Below are 22,936 nucleotides of genomic sequence, written 5' to 3'. Positions count from 1 at the left end.
TTACTATGTCAGAAGTGAATAAACAAGATATTAAGGCTATTGTTTTTGAATTGAATAATGAAGAATATGCTATTCCTGTACAACAAGTTGGTTCAATTGAACGAATGCAACACATTACTAGGGTTCCCCAAACAGAGGACTTTATAATAGGCGTAATTAATCTTAGGGGAGTGGTTACACCAATTATTGATCTGCGAAAACGATTCAGTATTGAAAAAACGGAATTTACAAATAGCACAAGGATTATTATTGTTTATATTAATAATATGGAAGTAGGCTTTGTCGTAGATGCCGCATATGATGTTATTGATATCCCTGAAAATGCGATTGAGCCTGCCCCAGAAGTTATCGGTACAGTAGATGTAGATTATATAGAGGGTGTTGCTAAAATTGATTCACGTCTACTAATGTTGTTGAATATCGAAAAAGTATTATCTAGTCAAGAAGTTGATCATTTACAGAGCGTAGAAGGGTAATCGTTATGTCTTTTATAGAAAAGCTAACTAGTTATCAATTAGATATATTAAAGGAAATTGGAAATATTGGGTCGGGTAATGCTGCAACATCCCTATCTAAACTATTAAAAAGAAAGATTGATATGAAAGTTCCGTCTGTCCGGGTGCTTAGCTTTGACGAAACGATGGAGATCGTTGGTGGGCCAGATGAAACAATCGTATCAGTATTTCTTAGAATTAACGGTGATGCACCAGGTAGTATGTTTTTTGTGTTATCGCCAGCTCAAGCTGAGCAATTCGTTCACCAAATTTCAGGAGATAAAGATTTCTCGTTTGATCAGCCTCTACTCACAGAAATGGGTTTGTCAATATTGCATGAAGTTGGAAATATATTAGCAGGAACCTACTTGTCATCATTATCTGACTTTACACAAATAAACATGCAGCCATCCGTACCAGAACTAAATATCGACATGGCAGGAGCAATCCTTTCCCAGGGTCTGATGGAGTTATCGCGTGAGAGTGATTACGCGATTATCATCGACACTACTTTTAACGATTATGAAGAGACGAGTAAGCAAATAGAAGGGCACTTTTTCCTATTACCTGATCCTGAATCATTTGATAAGATATTTGCATCCTTAGGTGCTTTTTGACTTATGAGCATAACAACTAAAATTGTAAAGGTAGGAATTGCTGACTTGAAGGTGGCCCGGTCTCCAGACACATTAAGAACTTCTGGTTTAGGTTCTTGTGTAGGTGTAGTTATTTATGATTTATCTCTAAAGGTTGCTGGGATGGCGCATGTAATGTTGCCGGATTCTACGTTATCGAAACGAGAAAATTTGAATGAATTGAAGTACGCAGATAGTGCAATTGAAATATTGGTAAAGACAATGATTGATAACGGTGCTAGAAAATTTGCTCTTAAAGCGAAAATTGCAGGAGGGGCACAAATGTTTTCATTTCCTTCCTCAACAAACATCCTAAGAGTAGGAAATAGAAATATTGAAGCGGTTGTTGAACACTTAGGTAACTATCATGTTCCAATTTTAGCCAGTGATGTTGGTGGTAATAATGGACGCACGATAGAATTTAACCCATCAACAGGTATGTTGAAAATTAAGAAGGTTAACCAGGGTGAAATAGAAATATAAACTTAAGATGATAAGGTAAGAGCAAGAATTACGAGGTGGTTAATATGTCCAAAAATAAAACTATTAATAATCAACACTTATGGGATAACTGGATAAAAAATAAAGATAATGAAACGGCAAACCAACTTATTACAAGCTATGTTCATTTGGTGACATACCATGTTCAACGTATTGCTATTCATTTACCTAGTAGCGTAAGTAAAGATGATATTACAAGTTTAGGTTTGTTTGGACTTTTCGATGCACTTAATAAATTTGATCAAAGTAGAGATTTAAAGTTTGATACTTATGCTTCATTTCGCATTCGTGGAGCTATTATGGATGGATTGCGTAAAGAGGATTGGCTTCCAAGGTCTGTACGTGATAAAGCGAAAACTATTGATCGTACTTCACAACATTTAGAACAAAAGTTGCAACGGCAACCTACTGCAGAGGAAATTGGGTTGGAAATTGGGTTAACTGCAAAAGATGTAGAAACAACTGTCAAAGATTCGCTATTTGTTAATGTATTGTCAATTGAAGAAAAAAACAAAAGTTCAAATGATGACTATAAAGAGGGAATTGGTTATATTATTCCGATGGAAGAAAAAAACAATCCTGAAAACAAAGTAGTTAATCAAGAGAACCTTCAAGACATGGAAATTGCAATCAAAGAATTAAATGAAAAAGAACAAATGGTAGTTAGTTTATTTTATAAAGAGGAGCTTACCTTAACGGAGATTGGACATGTACTAGATCTAACAACATCCAGAATCTCTCAAATACATAAACAAGCAATTTTTAAATTGAGAAAGTATTTATCTCATTCTAGGTAGTTCTCTTTTTAAGATGATACAAGTTAGGAGTCATTATTCTACTAGATAGACAGCCGAGAAACTACAATTCAGTCGCTTTAAAATCATAACTATTTTAAAAGGATGCGATTAACAGATGAGTTGGAAATCGGTCGAAATGCAAGTAGCATTACCAAGAATCCAAGATGCAGGGAAAATTCAAGAACAAATGCAACAAAGAGGACAGCATGTTCAAGATTCTATAACTAGTAGTCAGTTGTTGTCTGAACAAGAAAAACGAAAAAAAGTAAATGATTACAATCAAAAGGATAATGTTAAGAATAAGAAAAAAGAGGGTCAAGAGAGTGTTCTTAACCAAGATAAACAAAAAGACGATCTAGCTCAGGAGAAGGAAAATCGCTCCGATCATCCTTATTTAGGGAGTCAAATCGATTTCAATGGTTAAGGGGGATACTATGATTTATTTTTTACTATTAATAAGCTTTCTTCTCCATATAACTTTTTTTATTGTCTTAAAAAATTATAAAATGCGCTTAAACGACTATTTAGAATCTGAATCTGAAAAAAGACAACATGTAAAAGAAGTTGAAGACTTGCTAGCAGTTTATCTACTCGAAATAAAAGATGAAAATGATAAATTACTTTCTGCGATTAATCATTCTGATGAAGTGAAGTCAGAAGATAATGAGCCTATTAAAACGACAGAAGTAGTTAACAAAAAAAATAATACCAACAAACAAACAAATAGTAAGCTATATCAAGCTGAGGTACGTAATGAACCGGCGGAGTACACACCGCCATCAGTAGACGACGTGCAAGACACTGTTGAACAATCGATTACTGGAAAGGTTTATACTCTTTATGATCAAGGAGAGTCTGTCGAATCTATTGCAAGAAAACTTGACTGCGGGAAGACAGAGATTGAATTAATGTTAAAATTTCATCGTAAAAACTCATAAAAATGCTTGATTGCTCGAAATTGATATGGTATATTTACTTTTGGTGTTAATTACACACGCTTGTGGATTATGTAAGAGGTGCTATTCAATTAGTTCTTATGTAAAGATGAATCAGGCGGAGGATAAAAAAACCAAAAAAAGTAGGAGGAAATTATTCATGGCAGTTATTTCTATGAAACAATTACTTGAAGCTGGTGTACATTTCGGTCACCAGACTCGTCGTTGGAACCCAAAAATGAAGAAATATATCTTCACTGAGCGTAACGGCATTTACATCATTGACCTTCAAAAAACAGTTAAAAAGGTAGATGAGGCGTATAACTACGTAAAAGAGATTGCTTCAAATGGTGGTACTGTTCTTTTTGTTGGTACTAAGAAACAAGCTCAAGAATCAGTGAAAGATGAAGCAATTCGTTCTGGAATGTATTTTATTAACCAACGTTGGTTGGGTGGTACTTTAACAAACTTCGGAACAATCCGCAAACGTATCAATCGTTTGAAAGATATCGAGCGTATGGAAGAAGACGGTACATTTGAAGTACTTCCAAAGAAAGAAGTTGTAGGACTTCTTAAAGAAAAAGATCGTCTTGTTAAATTCTTAGGCGGAATTAAAGAAATGAAGAAATTGCCTGATGCATTATTCATTATTGATCCTCGCAAGGAACGTATCGCAGTAGCAGAAGCTCACAAATTAAACATTCCGATTGTAGGTATTGTAGACACTAACTGTGATCCTGATGAAATCGATTATGTTATCCCAGCTAATGATGATGCTATTCGTGCAGTCAAACTTCTTACTAGTAAAATGGCGGATGCTATTTTAGAAGCAAAGCAAGGGGAAGTTACCGAAGAAGCTGAAGTTCAAGCTGAAGAAGTAGCTGAAACTGCAAAAGATTAATCAAAAGGTTGAGGTGATAAGAGGGGAACCTTTTATCACCTTTTTTAAAGACAAATATAATGGATAGATCATCCATTCGCTTCATTTAGTATGTATGATTAGTTATGTAGTTGGTGAACATCTTAAGGTTAGCTACTCTTATATACTGTGACTTTTAAAATAATTAATAGTCAGCTTGTTTAAGCTTTATTCTAAAAAGGAATTATTTCTATAAGGAGGAATTTAAAATGGCTGTAACTGCTAAAATGGTTAAAGAATTACGTGAAAAAACTGGTGCTGGAATGATGGATTGTAAAAAGGCTCTACAAGAAACAGATGGTGATATTGATAAGGCTGCTGACTTTCTTCGTGAAAAAGGAATTTCTAAAGCTGCAAAAAAAGCTGATCGTATAGCTGCAGAAGGTTCTGCTCACGTTGAAGTGGCTGGTAACACTGCTGTATTACTAGAAGTTAATTGCGAAACGGATTTTGTTACTAAAAATGATCAATTTAAAAACTTACTTAGTGAAATTGGGAAACACCTGTTAAATCAAAAACCAGAGTCTGTAGAAGTTGCTCTACAGCAAAATCTTCATGGAGATGGAGAAAACTTGGAGCAATACATCAATTCAAATATCGCTAAAATTGGTGAAAAACTTTCATTACGCCGATTTACAATTTTTGAAAAAACAGATAGTGATTCATTTGGCGCATACATTCACATGGGTGGTAATATTGGCGCAATAACGCTTTTAGAGGGTTCTAATGATGAAGAAACAGCTAAGGATATTGCAATGCATGTTGCTGCTGTTAATCCTCGCTATGTGTCGCGTGATGCAGTATCAGAGGATGAGGTAGAAAAGGAACGCGAAATGTTAAAAACTCAAGCGTTAAATGAAGGAAAACCAGAAAAAATTGTTGAAAAAATGGTAGAAGGTCGACTTAGTAAATACTTTGAAGAAATTTGTTTGCTAGAACAAGGGTTTGTAAAAGATCCTGATCAAAAAGTTAAGCAAATACTTGAATCCAAGGGTGCAAGTCTAAAAGGATTTGTTCGTTACGAAGTAGGCGAAGGTATGGAAAAACGTGAAGATAACTTTGCAGAAGAAGTAATGAATCAAGTTAAAAAATAAGTATCATTGATAGGGGACACTTGGTGTTCCCTATTTTCAAGGAGAAAATAGAATACTAAAAAGTTATCAAAAAGCAATTTATTGGCGATATTATTACTACTTGTAAATTGAATAGACTAAAAAGAAAACAATTAAACGATAAACTTAAGTGCAAAGCAATGATAATTGTTGAAATTTAAGTTATTATAATAGAAAAAGTACATATCATGATGGAGGTAATTATGACAACTGCTCGCTATCGTAGAATTGTGTTAAAATTAAGTGGAGAAGCTTTAAGTGGTGAACAAGGGTATGGAATAGAACCAAAAGTGATCCAATCAATAGCCACCCAAGTAAAAGAAATTGCTGAGTTAGGTGTCGAAATTGCTGTAGTCGTCGGTGGAGGTAATATATGGCGAGGTAAGGTTGGAAGTGAAATGGGAATGGACCGTGCCAATGCAGACTATATGGGTATGTTGGCTACAGTTATGAATTCTTTAGCACTTCAAGATAGTCTTGAAAATTCCGGTATCCCAACACGGGTACAAACATCAATTGAGATGAGACAGGTAGCAGAGCCTTATATAAGAAGAAAGGCAATACGTCATCTAGAAAAAAAGCGTGTCGTTATTTTTGCTGCTGGTACAGGAAATCCTTACTTCTCAACTGATACAACAGCAGCTTTACGAGCGGCTGAGGTTGAGGCCGATGTAATTTTAATGGCGAAAAATAATGTTGATGGTGTCTATACTGCCGACCCTAAAACGAATAAAGACGCAAAAAAATATGAGGAATTATCATATTTAGAAGTGTTAAATGAAGGTTTGGGTGTAATGGATTCTACTGCATCTTCTTTGTGTATGGATAATCATATACCATTGCTCGTCTTCTCTATATCAGAAGAAGGAAATATTAAACGCGCCGTCTTAGGCGAAAAAATCGGAACAATTATAAGGGGGAAATAAAAATGTCCAAAGAAATAATTAGTGAAACAAAGTCAAAAATGTCCCAAGCTGTACAAGCATTTTCTAAACAATTAGCCACTGTAAGAGCTGGAAGAGCAAACCCTGCAATCCTAAATGGTATATTTGTAGATTATTATGGTGCGCCTACGCCCTTAAATCAATTATCTTCTATCTCTGTTCCAGAAGCACGACTTTTAGTAATTACACCGTTTGATAAATCTTCTACTGGTGATATCGAAAAAGCGATTCAGAAAGCTGATTTAGGTTTGTCTCCATCTAGTGATGGAAATGTAATTCGTCTTAACATTCCTGCTTTAACGGAAGAGAGGCGTAAAGAACTTGTGAAGGTCGTAGGGAAGTATGCTGAGGAAGCGAAAGTTCAGGTCAGAAATATCCGCAGAGAGTCTAACGATCAGCTAAAGAAGGCAGAAAAAAATGGTGATATAACAGAGGATGACCTACGTGGTTTTCAGGACGATGTTCAACAAGAAACAGATAAGCATATAATTGAAGTTGATAAACTTGTTGATGGAAAAGAAAAAGAAATAATGGAAGTTTAAGCTGATAACATGTATTATAAGATATGAATAACGACCCTCTTTAAAAAGGGGGTCTTTGCTTGTAATTAGGAATGTTTAAACAAAATTAAATAAAACGTTTTGAGCAACAGTCCAATCGCCGCGTTAAGGTTTCTTTAATTTATTTAAGAAAAGTTATATACTTGTATGATATTATATATGTTGCTAGGCATTTATGGAGGATTTATTATGCTACTAATTAAACTTCCGTTTCTTAATAAAAAAACAGCGGATCAAACAAACAAACAAAAACTAAAGCAAGATAATTTGCCAGAACATGTTGCTATTATAATGGATGGTAATGGTCGTTGGGCTAAAAGACGTGGACTACCTCGTTTTGCTGGTCATAAACAAGGTATGGATAACGTGAAAAATATAGTAAGGATTGCTAATAAAAATAAGGTCAAAATCCTTACACTGTATGCCTTCTCGACAGAAAATTGGAAACGTCCAAAGAGTGAAGTGGATTATTTAATGAAATTACCAATGGAGTTTCTAAATACATATTTACCAGAAATGATTAAAGAAAATGTAAGGATACAAACGATTGGTGATTGTAATGAATTACCAATACATACTCGAAAGTCAGTACAAGAAGCAAAAGAGAGAACTAGTTCAAATAATGGTTTGATTCTAAATATTGCATTAAATTATGGTAGTAGATATGAAATTATACAAGCAATTAAAGATGTCGCTACCGATATAAAATCCGATAATTTGTCAATTGATGAAATTGATGAAACTTTATTTAATGACTATCTTTATACAAAACATTTACGGGACCCTGATTTATTAATACGCACTAGTGGAGAGCAGCGTCTTAGTAATTTTCTGTTATGGCAATCTGCTTATACAGAATTTTGGTTTACCGATGCATATTGGCCTGATTTTGATGAAAGTTTATTTGAAAAAGCACTTAGCGATTATCAACAAAGAAAACGTCGCTATGGTGGGATATAAGGTGTGGATATAAATGAAAACAAGAATTATTACAGCGATAATCGCAATACTTTTATTTTTCCCTTTTGTATTTTATGGCGGTCTGCCATTTTATTTAATTATGTATCTTATTGGATCAATTGGCTTATTGGAACTGCTCAAAATGAGGAAAATGACAACTTATCCAATACCAACAATCATTACTTTGTTTTTATTATGGGGTCTCCTATTTCCTTATGAGGATTATACGCTAATTAAAGGTTTTCACTTGTCGAAATCCGAGATAACTTTATTCGTAGTTTTATTACTATTATCTTATACTGTTTTAGTGAAAAATAAATTCACGTTCGAAGATGCTGGTTTTCTAGTTTTATCCGCAATTTATGTAGGATTAGGTTTTTATTACTTTATGGAAACTCAGGCAGCAGGTTTAAGATATGTCTTTTATGCAATTGTTGTGATTTTAGCTACTGATACTGGTGCATACTTTTTTGGAAGAGCATTTGGCAAAAGAAAGTTATGGCCAGAAATCAGTCCTAACAAAACAATTGAAGGTGCGATAGGAGGTATAATTCTAGCGTGTCTAGTAGCTTTTATCTTCCATACATTTGTACCTGTTCATCCTTCTGCATTGATAGTTTTAGTTGTCACTGTCTTAGCATCTGCGTTTGGACAAGTAGGTGATCTTGTAGAATCGGCATTTAAAAGGCATTATAATGTGAAAGATTCAGGGAAAATTCTACCTGGTCATGGTGGGATTTTAGACCGGTTTGATAGTTGGATTTTTGTTTTTCCATTATTGCATTTTATCCATTTTATTTCATAGGATGAGACATAGGAGTGTGAAACATGAAAAAAATTGCACTATTAGGTGCTACTGGTTCAATTGGTATGCAAACATTGGATATATTACGTCAGCACCCAGATCAATTTGACCTATACGCCTTAGCATTTGGCAAAAATATAGACAAGGCTATTCCAATCATAAATGAATTTAAACCCAAAAAAATAGTTGTTCTTGATAATGATACAAAAAGAAAATTAGAAAATGTTGTTTATCATAATGATATCTTGGTAGGTAATCAGGGTATGATAGAGATAAGTGTCGATTCAAAAACAGATATTGTAATAAATGCGGTAATGGGAAGTGTTGGTCTTGAAGCAACCCTTAGTGCCATTAAAAATAAGAAACAAATTGCTATTGCGAACAAGGAAACACTAGTTACTGCTGGTCATTTAGTTATGGAAGAAGCGAAGAAAAATAATGTAAGCCTGCTTCCTGTCGATAGTGAGCACTCAGCAATCTTTCAATGCCTAAATGGAGAAAATCGTGGTGAAGTTAATAAGATTATACTGACAGCGTCTGGTGGCAGCTTCCGAGACAAGACAAGGGAAGAGATTGCTAAGGTAAATGTTCAAGATGCTTTAAATCATCCAAATTGGAGTATGGGTGCGAAGATTACAATAGATTCTGCAACGATGATGAATAAAGGCCTAGAAGTGATTGAAGCACATTGGTTGTTTGATATCCCTTATGACCAGATAGAAGTTATTCTTCATAAAGAGAGTGTTATCCACTCTATGGTTGAATTTAGTGATAATAGTGTTATTGCACAATTAGGTTCTCCTGATATGAGGGTGCCAATACAATATGCGTTAACATATCCCAAAAGGCTTGAATTACCTCAAGCTAAGAAGCTTGATTTAACTGAAATTAATCAACTTCATTTTAATAAGATGGATCTAAATCGATTTCCATGTCTTAGAATGGCTTTTGATGCAGGAAAAAAAGGTGGAACAATGCCTACAGTATTAAATGCAGCAAATGAAGTTGCAGTAGATTTATTTTTAAAAGGGAAAATTTCTTTCCTAACAATTGAGACTTTTATACAAAAAGCTTTGGATAATCACAGAGTTATTCAATCACCTGATTTACAAACGATATTGGAAGTTGACCAACAAACAAGAAGGCAAGTAACATCCTATTTAAATTAAAAGGAGAGTGCTACATTTGACCACCATCATCGCATTTGTGTTAATGTTCGGTCTACTTGTGTTCGTTCATGAGTTTGGCCATTTTATATTTGCAAAAAGAGCAGGAATGTTAGTTAGAGAATTTGCGATTGGATTCGGTCCAAAGGTTTTTTCTTTCAAAAACGATGAAACCCTTTATACAATTAGACTATTACCCCTTGGTGGTTATGTTCGTGTAGCAGGGGAAGATCCAGAAATAATTGACTTAAAAGCAGGTCAACACATCGGACTGGAATTTAACGACGATGGAAAAGTCAATAAGATTATAGTCAATAACAAATCAAAACATCCCAATGCACATGTCATCGAAATTGAAAAATCAGATCTTGATCATGCTTTAGTAATAGAAGGTTATGAAGTTGATGAAGAGGAAAAACTAACGTTTGAAGTGGATCCAAAAGCAGTGTTTATTATGGATGAAAGAGAAACGCAAATAGCTCCTTACGACCGACAATTCGCTTCCAAAACTGTTCCTCAACGAGCAATGCAACTATTTGCCGGACCAATGATGAATTTTCTATTAACAATTGTTATATTTATACTACTGGGATTCATGCAAGGTGTTCCTGCTGAGAATGCATTAATTGGTGAAGTTCAAGAGGATAGCCCAGCATCTGAAGCCGGTTTTACAGCTGGAGATGAAATCATCCAAATCGATGGTACTAATATCAGTACATGGACAGAATTTCAACAAATTGTACAAAATAATCCTGAGGAAGAATTAACGATGACCGTCAATCGAAACGATGAGATGGTAGAGTTAAACGTTGTTCCTAGAAGATTAGAAACACAAGACATGGTAGTTGGACAAATTGGAGTTCAAATATCATTAGAAAAATCAGTTATTAAAGCTGTACCATATAGTATAGAGCAAACATATATGTGGTCTAAACTAATTCTCGTTAACCTTGGTAAATTAGTAACTGGTCAATTTTCAATTGATATGTTATCAGGACCTGTAGGTATATATGATGCGACTGACCAAGTCGTTCAAACTGGTTTTATGAATTTCTTATCGTGGACTGCTGCACTAAGTGTTAACTTAGGAATTATTAATTTATTACCTCTACCTGCACTTGATGGAGGAAGACTACTATTTGTTGGACTAGAAGGAGTTCGTGGCAAGCCGATTGATCCGCAAAAAGAAGGTATTGTACATTTCATTGGTTTTGCATTATTAATGTTACTAATGCTTGTAGTGACATGGAATGATATACAACGATTGTTTCTGTAAAGTATAACTTAAAAATTAATAGGATACATGAGGTGAAATAGATGAAACAAAGTCAAACACTTATACCAACACTTAGAGAAATACCAACGGATGCAGATATAAAAAGTCATCAACTATTGCTTAGAGCAGGTTTCATCCGTCAGACCGCCTCTGGCGTTTATAGCTTTTTACCATTAGGTAAGAGAGTGCTTCGCAAAGTTGAAGAAATAGTCAGAGAAGAGATGGATAATGCTGGTGCCAATGAAATGTTGATGCCTGCACTGCAACCATCAGAACTTTGGATGGAAACTGGAAGGTGGAACACGTTTGGTCCAGAATTGATGCGTCTACATGATCGACATAATAGAGAATTTGCTCTTGGTGCAACACATGAAGAGGTAATAACTAGCTTGATTAGAGATGAAGTAAAAAGTTATAAAAAACTTCCTCTTATGTTATATCAAATACAAACAAAATTTAGAGATGAAAAGCGACCACGATTTGGGTTGTTGCGTGGCAGAGAATTTATTATGAAGGATGCTTATTCATTCCACGATTCATATGAAAGTCTTGACACAGGCTATAAGAAAATGTATCAGGCTTACACCAAAATTTTTAAGCGATGTGGTTTGAATTTCAGAGCTGTTATTGCAGACTCTGGTGCAATGGGTGGTAAGGATACCCATGAATTCATGGTTTTATCGGAAGTTGGCGAAGACACGATTGCATATTCTGATACATCGGATTATGCAGCAAACATTGAAATGGCACCTGTCGTATCAACTTATACAAAAGAGAATGAACCATTAAAAGAGTTAGAGAAAATAGCAACGCCTAACCAAAAAACAATGCAAGAAGTAGCTGATTATTTAAATCATTCCCTTTCAAAAGGATTAAAGGCACTAATGTTTAAAGTTGATGAACAGCTAGTTCTGGTTGTTACACGTGGAGATCATGAGGTAAACGATATTAAATTGAAGAATCTTTACGATGCTAGTGTAGTTGAACTAGCTACTGAGGAAGAAACGAGAACTGTAATCGGCGCTGGATTTGGATCACTTGGTCCAATCGGTGTAAATGAAGAAATAGAAGTTGTTGCTGATCATGCAGTCGAATTTGTGGCTAATGTATCTTGTGGTGCTAACGACAATGGATACCATTACGTGAATGTAAACCCGGAACGAGACTTTAAAATTAGCAAGTATGCTGATTTACGATTTATTCAAGAAGGTGATTCTTCTCCGGATGGTAATGGGACAATCCTGTTTGCTAAAGGTATTGAAGTCGGACATGTGTTTAAATTAGGAGATTTCTATGCAGATAAAATGGGTGCCAAATATTTAGATGATAATGGTAAAGCTAAAACGATGGTTATGGGTTCTTATGGAATAGGAGTCTCTAGAACTCTAGCAGCAATAGTGGAGCAATACCATGACGAAAATGGTATTACTTGGCCGTCAGATGTAGCACCTTTCCAGGTGCATCTTCTCGCTATCAATTCAAAAAAAGAGGAACAAAGACTATTAGCTGATGATATATATCAAACCTTAAAATCAGCTGGAATTGAAGTACTCTATGATGACAGAAAAGAACGAGCAGGAGTTAAGTTTACTGATAGTGATTTGATAGGAATTCCTTATCGAATAACAGTAGGTAAAAGAGCTGAAGAAGGCTATGTTGAATTTAAAACACGAGTAGGTGGAGAACAATCCGATCTTCATCAGTCGGATATATTGGAAAAAGTAAATAAGTTATTAGGAAAATAGCAACAAAAGCGCAGGCGCATTCGAAGCTGGACGTGGCAAAGCTTTGGAATTAATCATCCACAGTAGTCCATGGTATAATTTCCTAACTAGTTAAAAAAACCCTTGTCGAATTCTCTGATGACAAGGGTTTTAATTAGTAGTAGAATAATTAAGTGAATCATCCATATTAGATGTACGATTTTCAGGTCCTTCAGGTAGGATAAAAAACCTAAAGAAATGAAAAAAACGTCACTACTGGATAGGGGAGGAACAATAATGGACATATCCAGCAATGATAAAATGAGTCTTTTACTACAACAATTAGAAATGCCACAAGATTTAATAGATGAACACTTTGGCGGAAGTTCTTTGTCAAAATTAGAAGTATATACGAAGAATAAAGCGTGGCACTTTCATATAAACCTATCAAGTGTATTACCACCTTCAGTTTATAAATTATTCACATTGAAATTACAGGAAACTTTTTCCCGGTTAGCCCAAATCGAATGGACTCTTTATACAAATAAAAAGTCTCTAGTTGAACAAGATGTTTGTGATTACTGGCAAGATTTCGTCTCGTCACTAAAAGATTTATCACCTGCATATCGTGATCTAGTGTACGAACAAAAGCCTAGAATTAATGGGAATAAGATTATGTTAACTTCCAGGAATGATGCCGAAGCAAGTGCGTTAAGAAAACGCCTTGAACCAGAGTTCAAAAGTTATTGTTATCGAATTGGTTCGCTTAACTACACGCTCGATATTGATGTTAAAACAGAATTAGGCGACATCGAAAAATTCAGAGCGCAAAAAGCATTAGAGGATCAAAAGCTCGTCCAAAAAGCTGTCCGTGATCAAGAAGAAAGAGCAAAACAAAAAACCGATAATATCCCTCAAGGTCCTGTAATGATCGGATACAAGATTAAGGAAGAAGCCGATCCTATGGAAACGATTCTAGAGGAAGAAAGAAGTAAAGTGGTACAGGGCTATATTTTTGATGTTGATGTCAGAGAATTACGATCGGGTCGTCACTTGTTAATTATTAAAGCAACTGATTATACAGATTCATTCCAAATTAAAAAGTTCTCTAAAGGCGATGAAGATGCAGAAAAATTTCAGCAAATTCAAAAAGGAATTTGGATTAAAGCCCGTGGAACAGTCCAAACAGATACTTTTACAAACGAACTGACTATGATGGCGAATGATATTAATCAAATTGTATCAGAAGAAAGAATCGATAAGGAACCTGAAAACGAAAAACGTGTAGAATTACATGCACATACAACAATGAGCCAAATGGATGCTGTTGTTTCGGCTTCTAAATTAGTTGAACAGGCTGCAAAATGGGGGCACAAAGCAATTGCTATTACAGATCATGCTGTTGCCCAGTCATATCCTGAAGCATATGCCGCTAGCACGAAGCATGGTATAAAAGCTATTTATGGTTTAGAAGCGAACGTCGTAGATGATGGCGTCCCGATTGCTTACAATGAACATGATGTTGATTTGAGTGAGGCGACATATGCGGTTTTTGACGTTGAGACCACAGGACTATCAGCTGTTTATGACACAATTATAGAATTAGCAGCTGTGAAAATAAAAGACGGTCAAATTATTGACCGATTTGAATCGTTTGCTAATCCGCATCACCCGTTATCTCAAACGACAACTGATTTAACAGGCATTACTGATGACATGGTTAACGATGCACCGGAAATTGGTGATGTTATAAAAGATTTTCACCAGTGGATGGGTGATGATATTTTAGTTGCCCACAATGCTAGTTTTGATATGGGTTTTTTAAATGAAGGTCTGAGAAAAGTTGATTACGATAAAGCTAGTAATCCTGTTATAGACACATTAGAACTTGCAAGATTTTTATTCCCAGACAATAAAAATCACCGTCTTAATACATTGTGTAAGCTACTAGATATTGAATTAACACAACACCATAGAGCAATTTATGATGCAGAAGCAACAGGCTATCTGTTGTGGAAGCTTATAAAAAAAGTAAACGAAAAAGGGATCACAAATCACAATCAATTTAATCAACATATGGGTGAAGGGAATGCATACCAGCGTTCACGTCCATTTCACGTCACATTATTAGCTCAAAATGAAATAGGATTAAAAAATATTTACCGACTTGTATCAATGGCGCATATTGATTATTTTTACCGAGTCCCTCGAATTCCAAGGTCACAACTACAAAAGTATCGAGAAGGTATTTTAGTTGGTTCTGGTTGTGATAAAGGGGAAGTTTTTGAAACGATGATGCAAAAGTCGAAAGATGAAGCTGAAAAAGCCGCTGAATTTTATGATTATATTGAAATACAACCACCCTCAAATTATAACCATTTACTCGAAAGAGAGTTGGTACAAAACGAAGCTCAGATTTTTGATATTTTAAGAAATCTTGTTGAAATGGCAGAAAGACTGAATAAGAAGTGTGTCGCTACAGGAAATACTCATTATATTGAGCAACGTGATAAGTTATATCGTCAAATTTTAATTTCGTCTCAAAAGGGAAACCCGCTTAACAGACAAACACTTCCGGATGTGCATTTTAGAACAACAGATGAAATGCTAGAGTGTTTTAGTTTCCTAGGGGTAGATTTAGCCAAGGAAGTAGTAGTCACCAATACTCAATATATATCTGACTCAATTGAATCCATCAAGCCAATTAAAGAGGATTTATATACACCCAATATTGATGGTGCAGAAGATGAAATTAGGGAAATGAGCTATAATAGGGCGAAATCAATTTACGGAGAATCATTGCCAGAATTAGTTGAGAAAAGAATTGAAAAAGAATTGAAAAGTATAATTGGCCATGGCTTCGCTGTTATTTATTTAATATCCCATAAATTAGTTAAAAAGTCGCTAGAAGATGGCTATTTAGTTGGATCGCGTGGTTCTGTAGGTTCTTCTCTTATTGCTACGTTAACTGAAATCACAGAGGTAAATCCACTTCCACCACATTATGTGTGTACAGGTTGCCAGTACAATGAATTCTTTAATGATGGTTCCGTTGGTAGTGGATTCGATTTACCTGAGAAGCAGTGCCCTAATTGTGGTGAAAACTTAAAAAAAGATGGGCAGGATATTCCATTTGAGACATTCCTAGGATTTAAAGGAGATAAGGTTCCTGATATTGACTTAAACTTCTCTGGTGCTTACCAACCTCGTGCACATAATTATACGAAAGTATTATTTGGAGAGGACAAGGTGTTTAGGGCTGGTACAATTGGAACTGTTGCAGAAAAAACTGCCTATGGTTATGTAAAGGGGTATGCAGGGGATCAACAGCTACAGATTAAAAACGTTGAAGTAGACCGTCTTGTACAGGGATGTACTGGTGTAAAACGAACCTCAGGACAACACCCAGGAGGAATTATCGTTGTACCTGATGATAAAGAAATTTATGATTTCACGCCAATTCAGTTCCCAGCCGACGATAAAAACTCAGAATGGAAGACGACACATTTTGATTTTCACTCCATTCATGATAATTTATTGAAATTGGATATCCTTGGACATGATGATCCTACCGTAATTCGGATGCTGCAAGATTTAAGCGGAATTGATCCAATTACAATACCGACTGATGATAAAGAAGTAATGAAAATATTTTCTGGACCTGATGTGCTTGGTGTTACCTCAGATCAAATTATGTGTAAAACTGGAACATTAGGCGTTCCAGAATTTGGAACTAGATTTGTTCGTCAAATGCTAGAGGATACAAATCCGAAAACCTTTGCTGAGCTGGTCATGATTTCTGGTCTGTCCCATGGTACTGACGTATGGTTGGGTAATGCGCAAGAATTAATAAACAAAGGAATTTGTACGCTTCCTGATGTAATTGGCTGTCGTGATGATATTATGGTTTACTTAATGCATAAAGGTTTAGATGCATCACTTGCATTTAAGATTATGGAGTTTGTTCGTAAAGGTAAAGGGTTGCAAGACGAATGGATAGAGGAAATGAAGAAGAATAATGTACCAGATTGGTATATTGATTCATGTAAGAAAATTAAGTACATGTTCCCTAAAGCCCACGCTGCCGCTTATGTATTAATGGCCGTTAGAATTGCCTATTTTAAAGTTCATTATCCTATTTTCTTTTATGCTGCCTATTTCTCTGTACGTGCAGGTGATTTCGATCTGGATGTAATGGTCAAAGGTAGTGCAGCGATTAGAAAAAGAGTGGAAGAAATTATTGCAAAAGGTAATGACGCAACACCTAAAGAAAAGAACCTTTTGACTGTGTTAGAAATAGCCTTAGAAATGAATGAAAGAGGTTTTTCATTCCAAAAGGTGAATTTATATACCTCAAATGCTACTGATTTCATCGTTGATGGCAACACATTAATTCCGCCATTTAATGCAGTTGATGGATTAGGTACGAACGCTGCTTTAAATATAGTCAAAGTAAGAGAAGATGGAGAGTTTCTTTCGAAAGAAGATTTGCGAGAACGCAGTAGAATTTCTAAAACTGTATTAGAGTATTTAGATAATCACGGTTGCCTAGATGGTATGGCCGATGCTAATCAGTTATCATTATTTTAGAAGAATTTGAATATATGTGATTTTTCCTTTTTAAAATAAGAATGGGAAAATCCAAACGGATCAAATATTGTATTCAAATAAAGAGTTTAGAATGAAAGAATTGTAGTAGCCTAAGGTGTAATCAGTGATTTTCTTGCATTAAATTGTAAGATGTGGTATATTTTTTGTGGTAAGCATTGATACGTAGGAACGAAAGAGTGGGGAAACCCACTCTTTCTTCATACTTTTTTTGCATTTTGTCTGTCGCTGTCGCAGGAGGATGTAAAGGTAGGTCCCTAGAATAGGATGGAAACTGATAAGTTCCCCTTGCCGATAAGTAATGGCAAGGGTTTTGTATTTACTCTTTGTTATTGTTAAATACGGCGTCAATTAATGAAATTAAGTAAAAATTACCGATTCATTATTATACAAATAACTAAATGAAAGAACTAAACTTGAGTATACTAACAAAAATACTTTATCAGAACATTTATTCTTACGTGTATTGAAGGAGGGAAAACATTGAGCAATAATGTTACAGAAACGACAGGAGAATTAGTACAACCAATACTTAAAGAACTTAATTTAACCCTAGTTGACGTTGAGTTTGAAAAAGAAGGTCAAAATTGGTTTTTACGAGTTTATGTTGATAAAGATGGCGGCGTAGATATCGAAGAGTGTGGTCTGGTGTCAGAAAAACTTAGTGAAAAACTAGATGAAGAAGACCCAGTAACCTATCCTTACTTTTTAGAAGTTTCCTCACCGGGGGCAGAACGACCGTTAAAAAGAAAAGAAGACTTTGAAAAAAATATTAATAATACTATTTATATTAAACTTTATGAGCCTCTCGATGGTGAAAAAGAATATGAAGGTATTTTAAAATCATTTGAAAATGAAACTGTTACTTTAGAAATCAAAATAAAAACACGCAAAAAAGAGATGGAAATACCGTTACGTAAAATTGCAAAGGCACGATTAGCGGTAACTTTTAATTGAAGGGGGAATAGACGTTGAGCAGTGAGCTTTTTGATGCGATTCAGTATCTGGAGAAAGAAAAAGGAATTGATAAAGATATTCTTATGGAAGCCCTTGAGGCTGCACTTATCTCCGCTTATAAGAAAAATTTTAAATCTGCAACAAATGTCCGTGTTGATTTAAATGAAGACACAGGTAGTATGCATGTATTTGCTAGAAAAGATATTGTTGAAGAGGTAGAAGATACACAACAACAGATAGCTTTTGAAGAAGCAAAGCAATTAGATCCCAATTATGAACTTGGAGATGTTATCGAAATTGAAGTCACACCAAAAGACTTTGGAAGAATTGCAGCACAGGCAGCTAAACAAGTCGTTACCCAACGAGTACGAGAAGCTGAACGAGGTGTGATTTTTAATGAATACATAGATAGAGAAGAGGATGTAATGACAGGGATAATTCAACGAAAAGATCCTCGTTTTATTTATGTGAATCTTGGTAAAATTGAAGCGCGATTACCTGAAGGTGAACAAATGCCAACTGAACAATATAATGTTCATGATCGCCTAAAAGTTTTTGTGACTAAAGTTGAAAATACGAATAAAGGTCCACATATTTATGTTTCAAGAACACATCCAGGTTTACTAAAACGTCTATTTGAAATGGAAGTACCAGAAATCTATGATGGGACAGTTGAAATTAGATCTGTTGCTAGAGAAGCTGGAGACAGATCAAAAATATCTGTCTATGCTGCGAATCCTGAAGTAGATCCAGTTGGTTCTTGTGTGGGTCAAAGAGGACAACGAGTGCAGACTATCGTTAATGAATTGAAGGGTGAAAAGATAGATATTGTTGCTTGGTCTGAAGATCCAGTTGTTTATGTTTCTAATGCTCTAAGTCCATCAAAGGTCGTAGAAGTAATCGTTAATGAAGAAGATAAAGCAACTACTGTAATAGTTCCAGATTATCAGTTATCCTTAGCAATAGGTAAACGGGGTCAAAATGCCCGATTAGCTGCCAAACTAACTGGTTGGAAAATAGATATAAAAAGTGAATCTGAAGCTAAAGAACAAGGTCTTTTATCTGAATTTACCCAAGAAGAAGATTCTTATTCTGATATAGATGAAGATCTATTTGAATAGGAGGTTGTCAGGGTGCCACGTACCAATAAAAAGGTTCCTCTTAGAAAATGTGTCGTCACACAAGAAATGAAAGATAAAAAAGAATTAATTAGAATTGTAAAAAATAAAGAAGGTGACGTTTCTGTTGATCCAACGGGGAAGAAGAACGGTCGAGGTGCTTATATCTCAAAAAGCCTGGACGTAGTGGATTCAGCAAAAAGAAGCAAGATTTTAGAACGTCATTTGAAGACATCGATCGATGAATCGATTTATGAGCAGTTAAATAATGTTATAGAAGGTAATAAAATTGAGTAAAGATTATCTGAATTTGTTAGGACTAGCGTATCGTGCGAAAAAATGCACATTGGGTGAGGAGTCCATTATTCGCGATATTCAGAGACAAAAGGCTAAACTAGTTTTGTTAGCAAGTGATGCAGGTGAAAATTCCAGAAAGAAAATAACTGACAAGTGTAGTTATTATCAAATTCCGTTAATAGTAGTAGATGATCGTGATACGATCTCACATGCTATCGGAAAGTCTGGAAGAGTAGCAATTGCTATAATAGATTCTGGTTTTGCTGTTAAGATTACATCGTTACTCGATAAATCTACTCGGGGGTGAACGTATTGAGTAAAACGCGCGTTTATGAATATGCAAAAGAAAAGAACTTGTCTAGTAAATCTGTAATAGACAAATTGAAAGAGTTAAATATTGAAGTTTCGAATCATATGTCTACGATTTCTGACGATACAAAGAAAAAATTAGATAGCAGCATTGGTGGAAGTAATTCCAAACCAAATAATACGAATCAAAAGAAAACGAATGATGTTAAGAAAAATTCCCAACCTAAGGGTAAAAGTAAGAATGAGAATAGTTCAAACAAACTAAAAGGTAAGGGAAATAAAAATAATATGAAAAATAATCAGCAGCAACCTAACGAAAAGCCACAAACGATAATTGAAACACCATCTAAAATCACTTACACAGGCACTTTAACTGTAGGTGAATTAGCAGAGAAATTAAATAAAGACGCTAGTGAAATTATCAAGAAATTAATGGCTTTGGGAGTTATGGCAACAAAAAATCAAAATATTGATCATGAATCGATTGAGCTTATTTGTGAAGAATATGAAATTGAAGTTGAACAAGAAGTTGAAGTTGATGAGAACGCCTTAGAAAATTATATCGCTGAAGACAAGGAGAAAGATCTTGTTGAGCGTCCAGCAGTGGTAACTATTATGGGGCACGTTGACCATGGTAAAACAACTTTACTTGATTCGATCCGTCATACGAAGGTAACTGAAGGAGAAGCGGGTGGAATTACCCAACATATTGGTGCATACCAAATTGAAGAAAATGGGAAAAAAATAACGTTTCTTGATACCCCAGGTCACGCTGCTTTTACTAGCATGCGTTCTCGCGGCGCGCAGGTTACCGATATAGCTATCCTTGTCGTAGCAGCAGATGATGGCGTTATGCCGCAAACAGTAGAAGCGATAAATCACGCAAAAGCAGCCGAAGTTCCAATTATTATAGCTGTAAATAAAATGGATAAAGAAGGAGCAAATCCTGACCGAGTTATGCAAGAATTAACCGATTATGGGTTAGTGTCTGAAGACTGGGGCGGAGACACAATCTTTGTTCAATTGTCAGCGATAAAAAGAGAAGGCATCGACAGTTTAATTGAAATGATTTTACTTGTCACTGAAGTAGAAGAATTAAAAGCAAATCCAAACAGAAATGCAAGCGGAACAGTAATCGAAGCAGAATTAGATAAAGGTCGTGGTTCAGTTGCAACCTTACTAGTCCAAAATGGTACGCTTAAAGTTGGAGATCCTCTAGTAGTTGGAAATACCTTTGGCCGTGTTCGTGCAATGGTTAATGACCTTGGCCGTCGAGTTAAAGTAGCTGGTCCTTCAACCCCAGTAGAAATTACTGGTCTTAATGAAGTTCCACAAGCAGGCGACCAGTTCACTGTGTTTGACGATGAGAAAAAGGCTCGTCAAGTTGGTGAAGCACGTCAACAAAAACAAATCGAAGCCAATCGTGGCGACAGAGTGAGAGTTAGTTTAGACGACCTATTCGAGCAAATTAAACAAGGTGAGATTAAAGATATTAATTTAGTTCTAAAAGCAGATGTTCAAGGTTCTGCAGAGGCACTAGCATCTTCTCTTGAAAAGATTGAAGTTGAAGGCATTAAAGTACGTATCATTCATAAAGGCGTAGGTGCAATTAGTGAATCAGATATTATTTTAGCATCAGCTTCTAATGCTATCGTAATAGGGTTTAATGTTAGACCTGACGTAAATGCTAAGAAAACAGCAGAATCAGAAAACGTTGATGTGAGATCACACAGAATTATTTATAAGGTAATCGAAGAAATCGAACTAGCAATGAAAGGAATGCTTGATCCTGAATTTGAAGAAAAAGTAATCGGTCAAGCAGAAGTTCGTGAAATATTTAAGGTATCTAGAATTGGTACTATTGCTGGTAGCTATGTAACTGAAGGTAAAATCACTCGTGCTGCTAGCGTGCGTGTAATAAGAGATGGTATCGTCATTTATGAAGGTGAAATTGATACTTTAAAACGTTTTAAAGATGATGTGAAAGAAGTAGCTAAGAATTACGAATGTGGTATTACGGTTGAAAACTTTAATGATATTAAAGAAGGCGACATATTCGAAGCTTACGTTATGGAAGAAATTAAACGTACATGATCTTACTTGCTGAAATAGAGTGTTTTATTTATGAAGCACAATCATTGAAGCAAAAAAGATCTGTAATCAAAAAAGTAATAACTAGAATACAAAATGATTATAATATAGCTATCAGCGAAATGGAGTATCAAGACCTTTGGCAACGTACGAAATTTGGTCTGGTTACTATTTCTAGTGATAAAGTTCAAGCAGAAAGAGTTATCAATCAAGCGGTAGCTATGATTGATTCTTTTCCAGAGATTGAACGAACAATTACTAATTTTGATTGGCTTTGATAGTCATTAAAACTCAAGATTTAACTATTATATTCCCTCAAGAGCAGAAGAGGTGGTCATTTATGAGTGAAATACGCGCTAATCGTGTGGGTGAACAAATGAAAAAAGAATTAGGAGATATTTTAGGGAGAAAGATTAAAGATCCTCGGGTAGGATTTGTTACTGTTACTGATGTTGAGGTAACAGGTGATCTTCAACAAGCTAAAGTTTTTATCTCAGTTCTTGGAGAAAATAAACAAAAGCAGGATACCCTTATTGGTCTTGCTAAAGCTAAAGGTTTTATCCGTTCTGAAATTGGTAAAAGAATTCGATTAAGAAAAACTCCTGAGCTTTTCTTTGAATTTGATGAAGCAATTGAAAAAGGTAACAGAATTGAGCATATTTTAAAAGACTTAAACGATTCAACAGATTAAGTAAAGTCCCTTTGGTAAAACCCTTGTACTTATTAACAAGGGTTTTACTTTTGTGTTA

At 35.2% G+C, this 22,936-nt stretch carries 23 protein-coding genes; all 23 read left to right on the top strand.

The genetic code is table 11. The features are described 5' to 3' along the window. The first annotated feature begins 5 nt into the window (after positions 1-5). The 23 genes from LD272_RS02115 to rbfA all read left to right on the top strand — a co-directional run bounded on the left by LD272_RS02115 (position 6) and on the right by rbfA (position 22,878). Positions 6-476 (top strand): chemotaxis protein CheW, encoded by a 471-nt coding sequence (locus LD272_RS02115; protein ID WP_226034926.1) that lies wholly within the window; start codon positions 6-8, stop codon positions 474-476. A 5-nt stretch (positions 477-481) separates the two neighbouring features. After that, positions 482-1,111: a chemotaxis protein CheC gene (locus tag LD272_RS02110; protein ID WP_226034925.1), complete on the top strand. Its 630-nt coding sequence runs from the start codon at positions 482-484 to the stop codon at positions 1,109-1,111. Positions 1,112-1,114: 3 nt separating this feature from the next. Then, positions 1,115-1,612 (top strand): chemotaxis protein CheD, encoded by a 498-nt coding sequence (locus tag LD272_RS02105; protein WP_226034924.1) that lies wholly within the window; start codon positions 1,115-1,117, stop codon positions 1,610-1,612. Between the two features lie 44 nt (positions 1,613-1,656). After that, positions 1,657-2,427 carry a FliA/WhiG family RNA polymerase sigma factor gene (locus LD272_RS02100; protein ID WP_226034923.1) on the top strand — a complete coding sequence of 257 codons (771 nt, stop codon included), beginning with the start codon at positions 1,657-1,659 and terminating at the stop codon, positions 2,425-2,427. Positions 2,428-2,542: 115 nt separating this feature from the next. After that, entirely contained in the window at positions 2,543-2,851 is a 309-nt protein-coding gene (locus tag LD272_RS02095) for a hypothetical protein (protein ID WP_226034922.1), read from the top strand. A gap of 10 nt (positions 2,852-2,861) precedes the next feature. Continuing rightward, positions 2,862-3,365: a DUF6115 domain-containing protein gene (locus LD272_RS02090; RefSeq protein WP_226034921.1), complete on the top strand. Its 504-nt coding sequence runs from the start codon at positions 2,862-2,864 to the stop codon at positions 3,363-3,365. A 157-nt stretch (positions 3,366-3,522) separates the two neighbouring features. After that, on the top strand, positions 3,523-4,263 hold the full coding sequence (rpsB, locus tag LD272_RS02085; protein WP_226034920.1) for a 30S ribosomal protein S2: 741 nt from the start codon (positions 3,523-3,525) through the stop codon (positions 4,261-4,263). Positions 4,264-4,490: 227 nt separating this feature from the next. Then, on the top strand, positions 4,491-5,375 hold the full coding sequence (tsf, locus tag LD272_RS02080; protein ID WP_226034919.1) for a translation elongation factor Ts: 885 nt from the start codon (positions 4,491-4,493) through the stop codon (positions 5,373-5,375). 221 nt (positions 5,376-5,596) lie between these two features. Then, positions 5,597-6,319 (top strand): UMP kinase, encoded by a 723-nt coding sequence (gene pyrH, locus LD272_RS02075; protein ID WP_226034918.1) that lies wholly within the window; start codon positions 5,597-5,599, stop codon positions 6,317-6,319. 2 nt (positions 6,320-6,321) lie between these two features. Next, positions 6,322-6,879, top strand: coding sequence for a ribosome recycling factor (gene frr / locus LD272_RS02070; protein WP_226034917.1), 558 nt, complete (start codon positions 6,322-6,324; stop codon positions 6,877-6,879). Between the two features lie 207 nt (positions 6,880-7,086). Then, positions 7,087-7,857: an undecaprenyl pyrophosphate synthase gene (uppS, locus tag LD272_RS02065; RefSeq protein ID WP_226034916.1), complete on the top strand. Its 771-nt coding sequence runs from the start codon at positions 7,087-7,089 to the stop codon at positions 7,855-7,857. A gap of 13 nt (positions 7,858-7,870) precedes the next feature. After that, a complete protein-coding gene (locus LD272_RS02060) occupies positions 7,871-8,662 on the top strand; it encodes a phosphatidate cytidylyltransferase (protein ID WP_226034915.1) in 792 nt (263 codons plus the stop codon). Positions 8,663-8,685: 23 nt separating this feature from the next. Beyond that, positions 8,686-9,831 (top strand): 1-deoxy-D-xylulose-5-phosphate reductoisomerase, encoded by a 1,146-nt coding sequence (gene dxr / locus LD272_RS02055; protein WP_226034914.1) that lies wholly within the window; start codon positions 8,686-8,688, stop codon positions 9,829-9,831. 16 nt (positions 9,832-9,847) lie between these two features. Beyond that, positions 9,848-11,104, top strand: coding sequence for an RIP metalloprotease RseP (rseP, locus tag LD272_RS02050; RefSeq protein ID WP_226034913.1), 1,257 nt, complete (start codon positions 9,848-9,850; stop codon positions 11,102-11,104). A 41-nt stretch (positions 11,105-11,145) separates the two neighbouring features. Further along, on the top strand, positions 11,146-12,849 hold the full coding sequence (locus tag LD272_RS02045; protein ID WP_226034912.1) for a proline--tRNA ligase: 1,704 nt from the start codon (positions 11,146-11,148) through the stop codon (positions 12,847-12,849). Between the two features lie 255 nt (positions 12,850-13,104). Beyond that, positions 13,105-17,397: a PolC-type DNA polymerase III gene (locus LD272_RS02040; protein WP_226034911.1), complete on the top strand. Its 4,293-nt coding sequence runs from the start codon at positions 13,105-13,107 to the stop codon at positions 17,395-17,397. 501 nt (positions 17,398-17,898) lie between these two features. Next, positions 17,899-18,372, top strand: a complete 474-nt coding sequence (gene rimP / locus LD272_RS02035) for a ribosome maturation factor RimP (RefSeq protein ID WP_226034910.1) — start codon at positions 17,899-17,901, stop codon at positions 18,370-18,372. 14 nt (positions 18,373-18,386) lie between these two features. After that, the gene (gene nusA / locus LD272_RS02030) at positions 18,387-19,493 is read left to right on the top strand and encodes a transcription termination factor NusA (RefSeq protein ID WP_226034909.1); all 1,107 of its coding nucleotides are present in this window, start codon (positions 18,387-18,389) and stop codon (positions 19,491-19,493) included. Positions 19,494-19,505: 12 nt separating this feature from the next. Continuing rightward, positions 19,506-19,787, top strand: coding sequence for an RNase P modulator RnpM (gene rnpM, locus LD272_RS02025; RefSeq protein ID WP_226034908.1), 282 nt, complete (start codon positions 19,506-19,508; stop codon positions 19,785-19,787). Continuing rightward, entirely contained in the window at positions 19,780-20,094 is a 315-nt protein-coding gene (locus tag LD272_RS02020; protein ID WP_226034907.1) for a YlxQ family RNA-binding protein, read from the top strand. Before rnpM ends, LD272_RS02020 begins: the two co-directional genes overlap by 8 nt. 5 nt (positions 20,095-20,099) lie before the next feature. After that, on the top strand, positions 20,100-22,190 hold the full coding sequence (infB, locus tag LD272_RS02015) for a translation initiation factor IF-2 (protein WP_226034906.1): 2,091 nt from the start codon (positions 20,100-20,102) through the stop codon (positions 22,188-22,190). Further along, positions 22,187-22,465: a DUF503 domain-containing protein gene (locus LD272_RS02010; RefSeq protein ID WP_226034905.1), complete on the top strand. Its 279-nt coding sequence runs from the start codon at positions 22,187-22,189 to the stop codon at positions 22,463-22,465. The genes infB and LD272_RS02010 overlap by 4 nt, the downstream gene beginning before the upstream one ends. A 62-nt stretch (positions 22,466-22,527) precedes the next feature. Then, on the top strand, positions 22,528-22,878 hold the full coding sequence (rbfA, locus tag LD272_RS02005) for a 30S ribosome-binding factor RbfA (protein ID WP_226034904.1): 351 nt from the start codon (positions 22,528-22,530) through the stop codon (positions 22,876-22,878). Positions 22,879-22,936 lie beyond the last annotated feature (58 nt).

Source organism: Aquibacillus saliphilus (assembly GCF_020404745.1).
GTDB classification, from domain to species: domain Bacteria; phylum Bacillota; class Bacilli; order Bacillales; family Amphibacillaceae; genus Aquibacillus; species Aquibacillus saliphilus.
The sequence above is the reverse complement of the archived record's forward strand: the minus strand, read 5'-3'. Positions and strand labels throughout refer to the sequence as shown.

Excerpts from the sequence above, each read along its gene's own strand:
- rpsB (WP_226034920.1), top strand. The coding sequence starts at position 3,523 with ATGGCAGTTATTTCTATGAAACAATTACTTGAAGCTGGTGTACATTTC.
- LD272_RS02095 (WP_226034922.1), top strand. The coding sequence starts at position 2,543 with ATGAGTTGGAAATCGGTCGAAATGCAAGTAGCATTACCAAGAATCCAA.
- LD272_RS02060 (WP_226034915.1), top strand. The coding sequence starts at position 7,871 with ATGAAAACAAGAATTATTACAGCGATAATCGCAATACTTTTATTTTTC.
- pyrH (WP_226034918.1), top strand. The coding sequence starts at position 5,597 with ATGACAACTGCTCGCTATCGTAGAATTGTGTTAAAATTAAGTGGAGAA.
- dxr (WP_226034914.1), top strand. The coding sequence starts at position 8,686 with ATGAAAAAAATTGCACTATTAGGTGCTACTGGTTCAATTGGTATGCAA.
- LD272_RS02040 (WP_226034911.1), top strand. The coding sequence starts at position 13,105 with ATGGACATATCCAGCAATGATAAAATGAGTCTTTTACTACAACAATTA.
- LD272_RS02090 (WP_226034921.1), top strand. The coding sequence starts at position 2,862 with ATGATTTATTTTTTACTATTAATAAGCTTTCTTCTCCATATAACTTTT.
- rbfA (WP_226034904.1), top strand. The coding sequence starts at position 22,528 with ATGAGTGAAATACGCGCTAATCGTGTGGGTGAACAAATGAAAAAAGAA.
- LD272_RS02010 (WP_226034905.1), top strand. The coding sequence starts at position 22,187 with ATGATCTTACTTGCTGAAATAGAGTGTTTTATTTATGAAGCACAATCA.
- LD272_RS02100 (WP_226034923.1), top strand. The coding sequence starts at position 1,657 with ATGTCCAAAAATAAAACTATTAATAATCAACACTTATGGGATAACTGG.
- frr (WP_226034917.1), top strand. The coding sequence starts at position 6,322 with ATGTCCAAAGAAATAATTAGTGAAACAAAGTCAAAAATGTCCCAAGCT.
- LD272_RS02105 (WP_226034924.1), top strand. The coding sequence starts at position 1,115 with ATGAGCATAACAACTAAAATTGTAAAGGTAGGAATTGCTGACTTGAAG.
- uppS (WP_226034916.1), top strand. The coding sequence starts at position 7,087 with ATGCTACTAATTAAACTTCCGTTTCTTAATAAAAAAACAGCGGATCAA.
- LD272_RS02045 (WP_226034912.1), top strand. The coding sequence starts at position 11,146 with ATGAAACAAAGTCAAACACTTATACCAACACTTAGAGAAATACCAACG.
- tsf (WP_226034919.1), top strand. The coding sequence starts at position 4,491 with ATGGCTGTAACTGCTAAAATGGTTAAAGAATTACGTGAAAAAACTGGT.
- LD272_RS02110 (WP_226034925.1), top strand. The coding sequence starts at position 482 with ATGTCTTTTATAGAAAAGCTAACTAGTTATCAATTAGATATATTAAAG.
- LD272_RS02115 (WP_226034926.1), top strand. The coding sequence starts at position 6 with ATGTCAGAAGTGAATAAACAAGATATTAAGGCTATTGTTTTTGAATTG.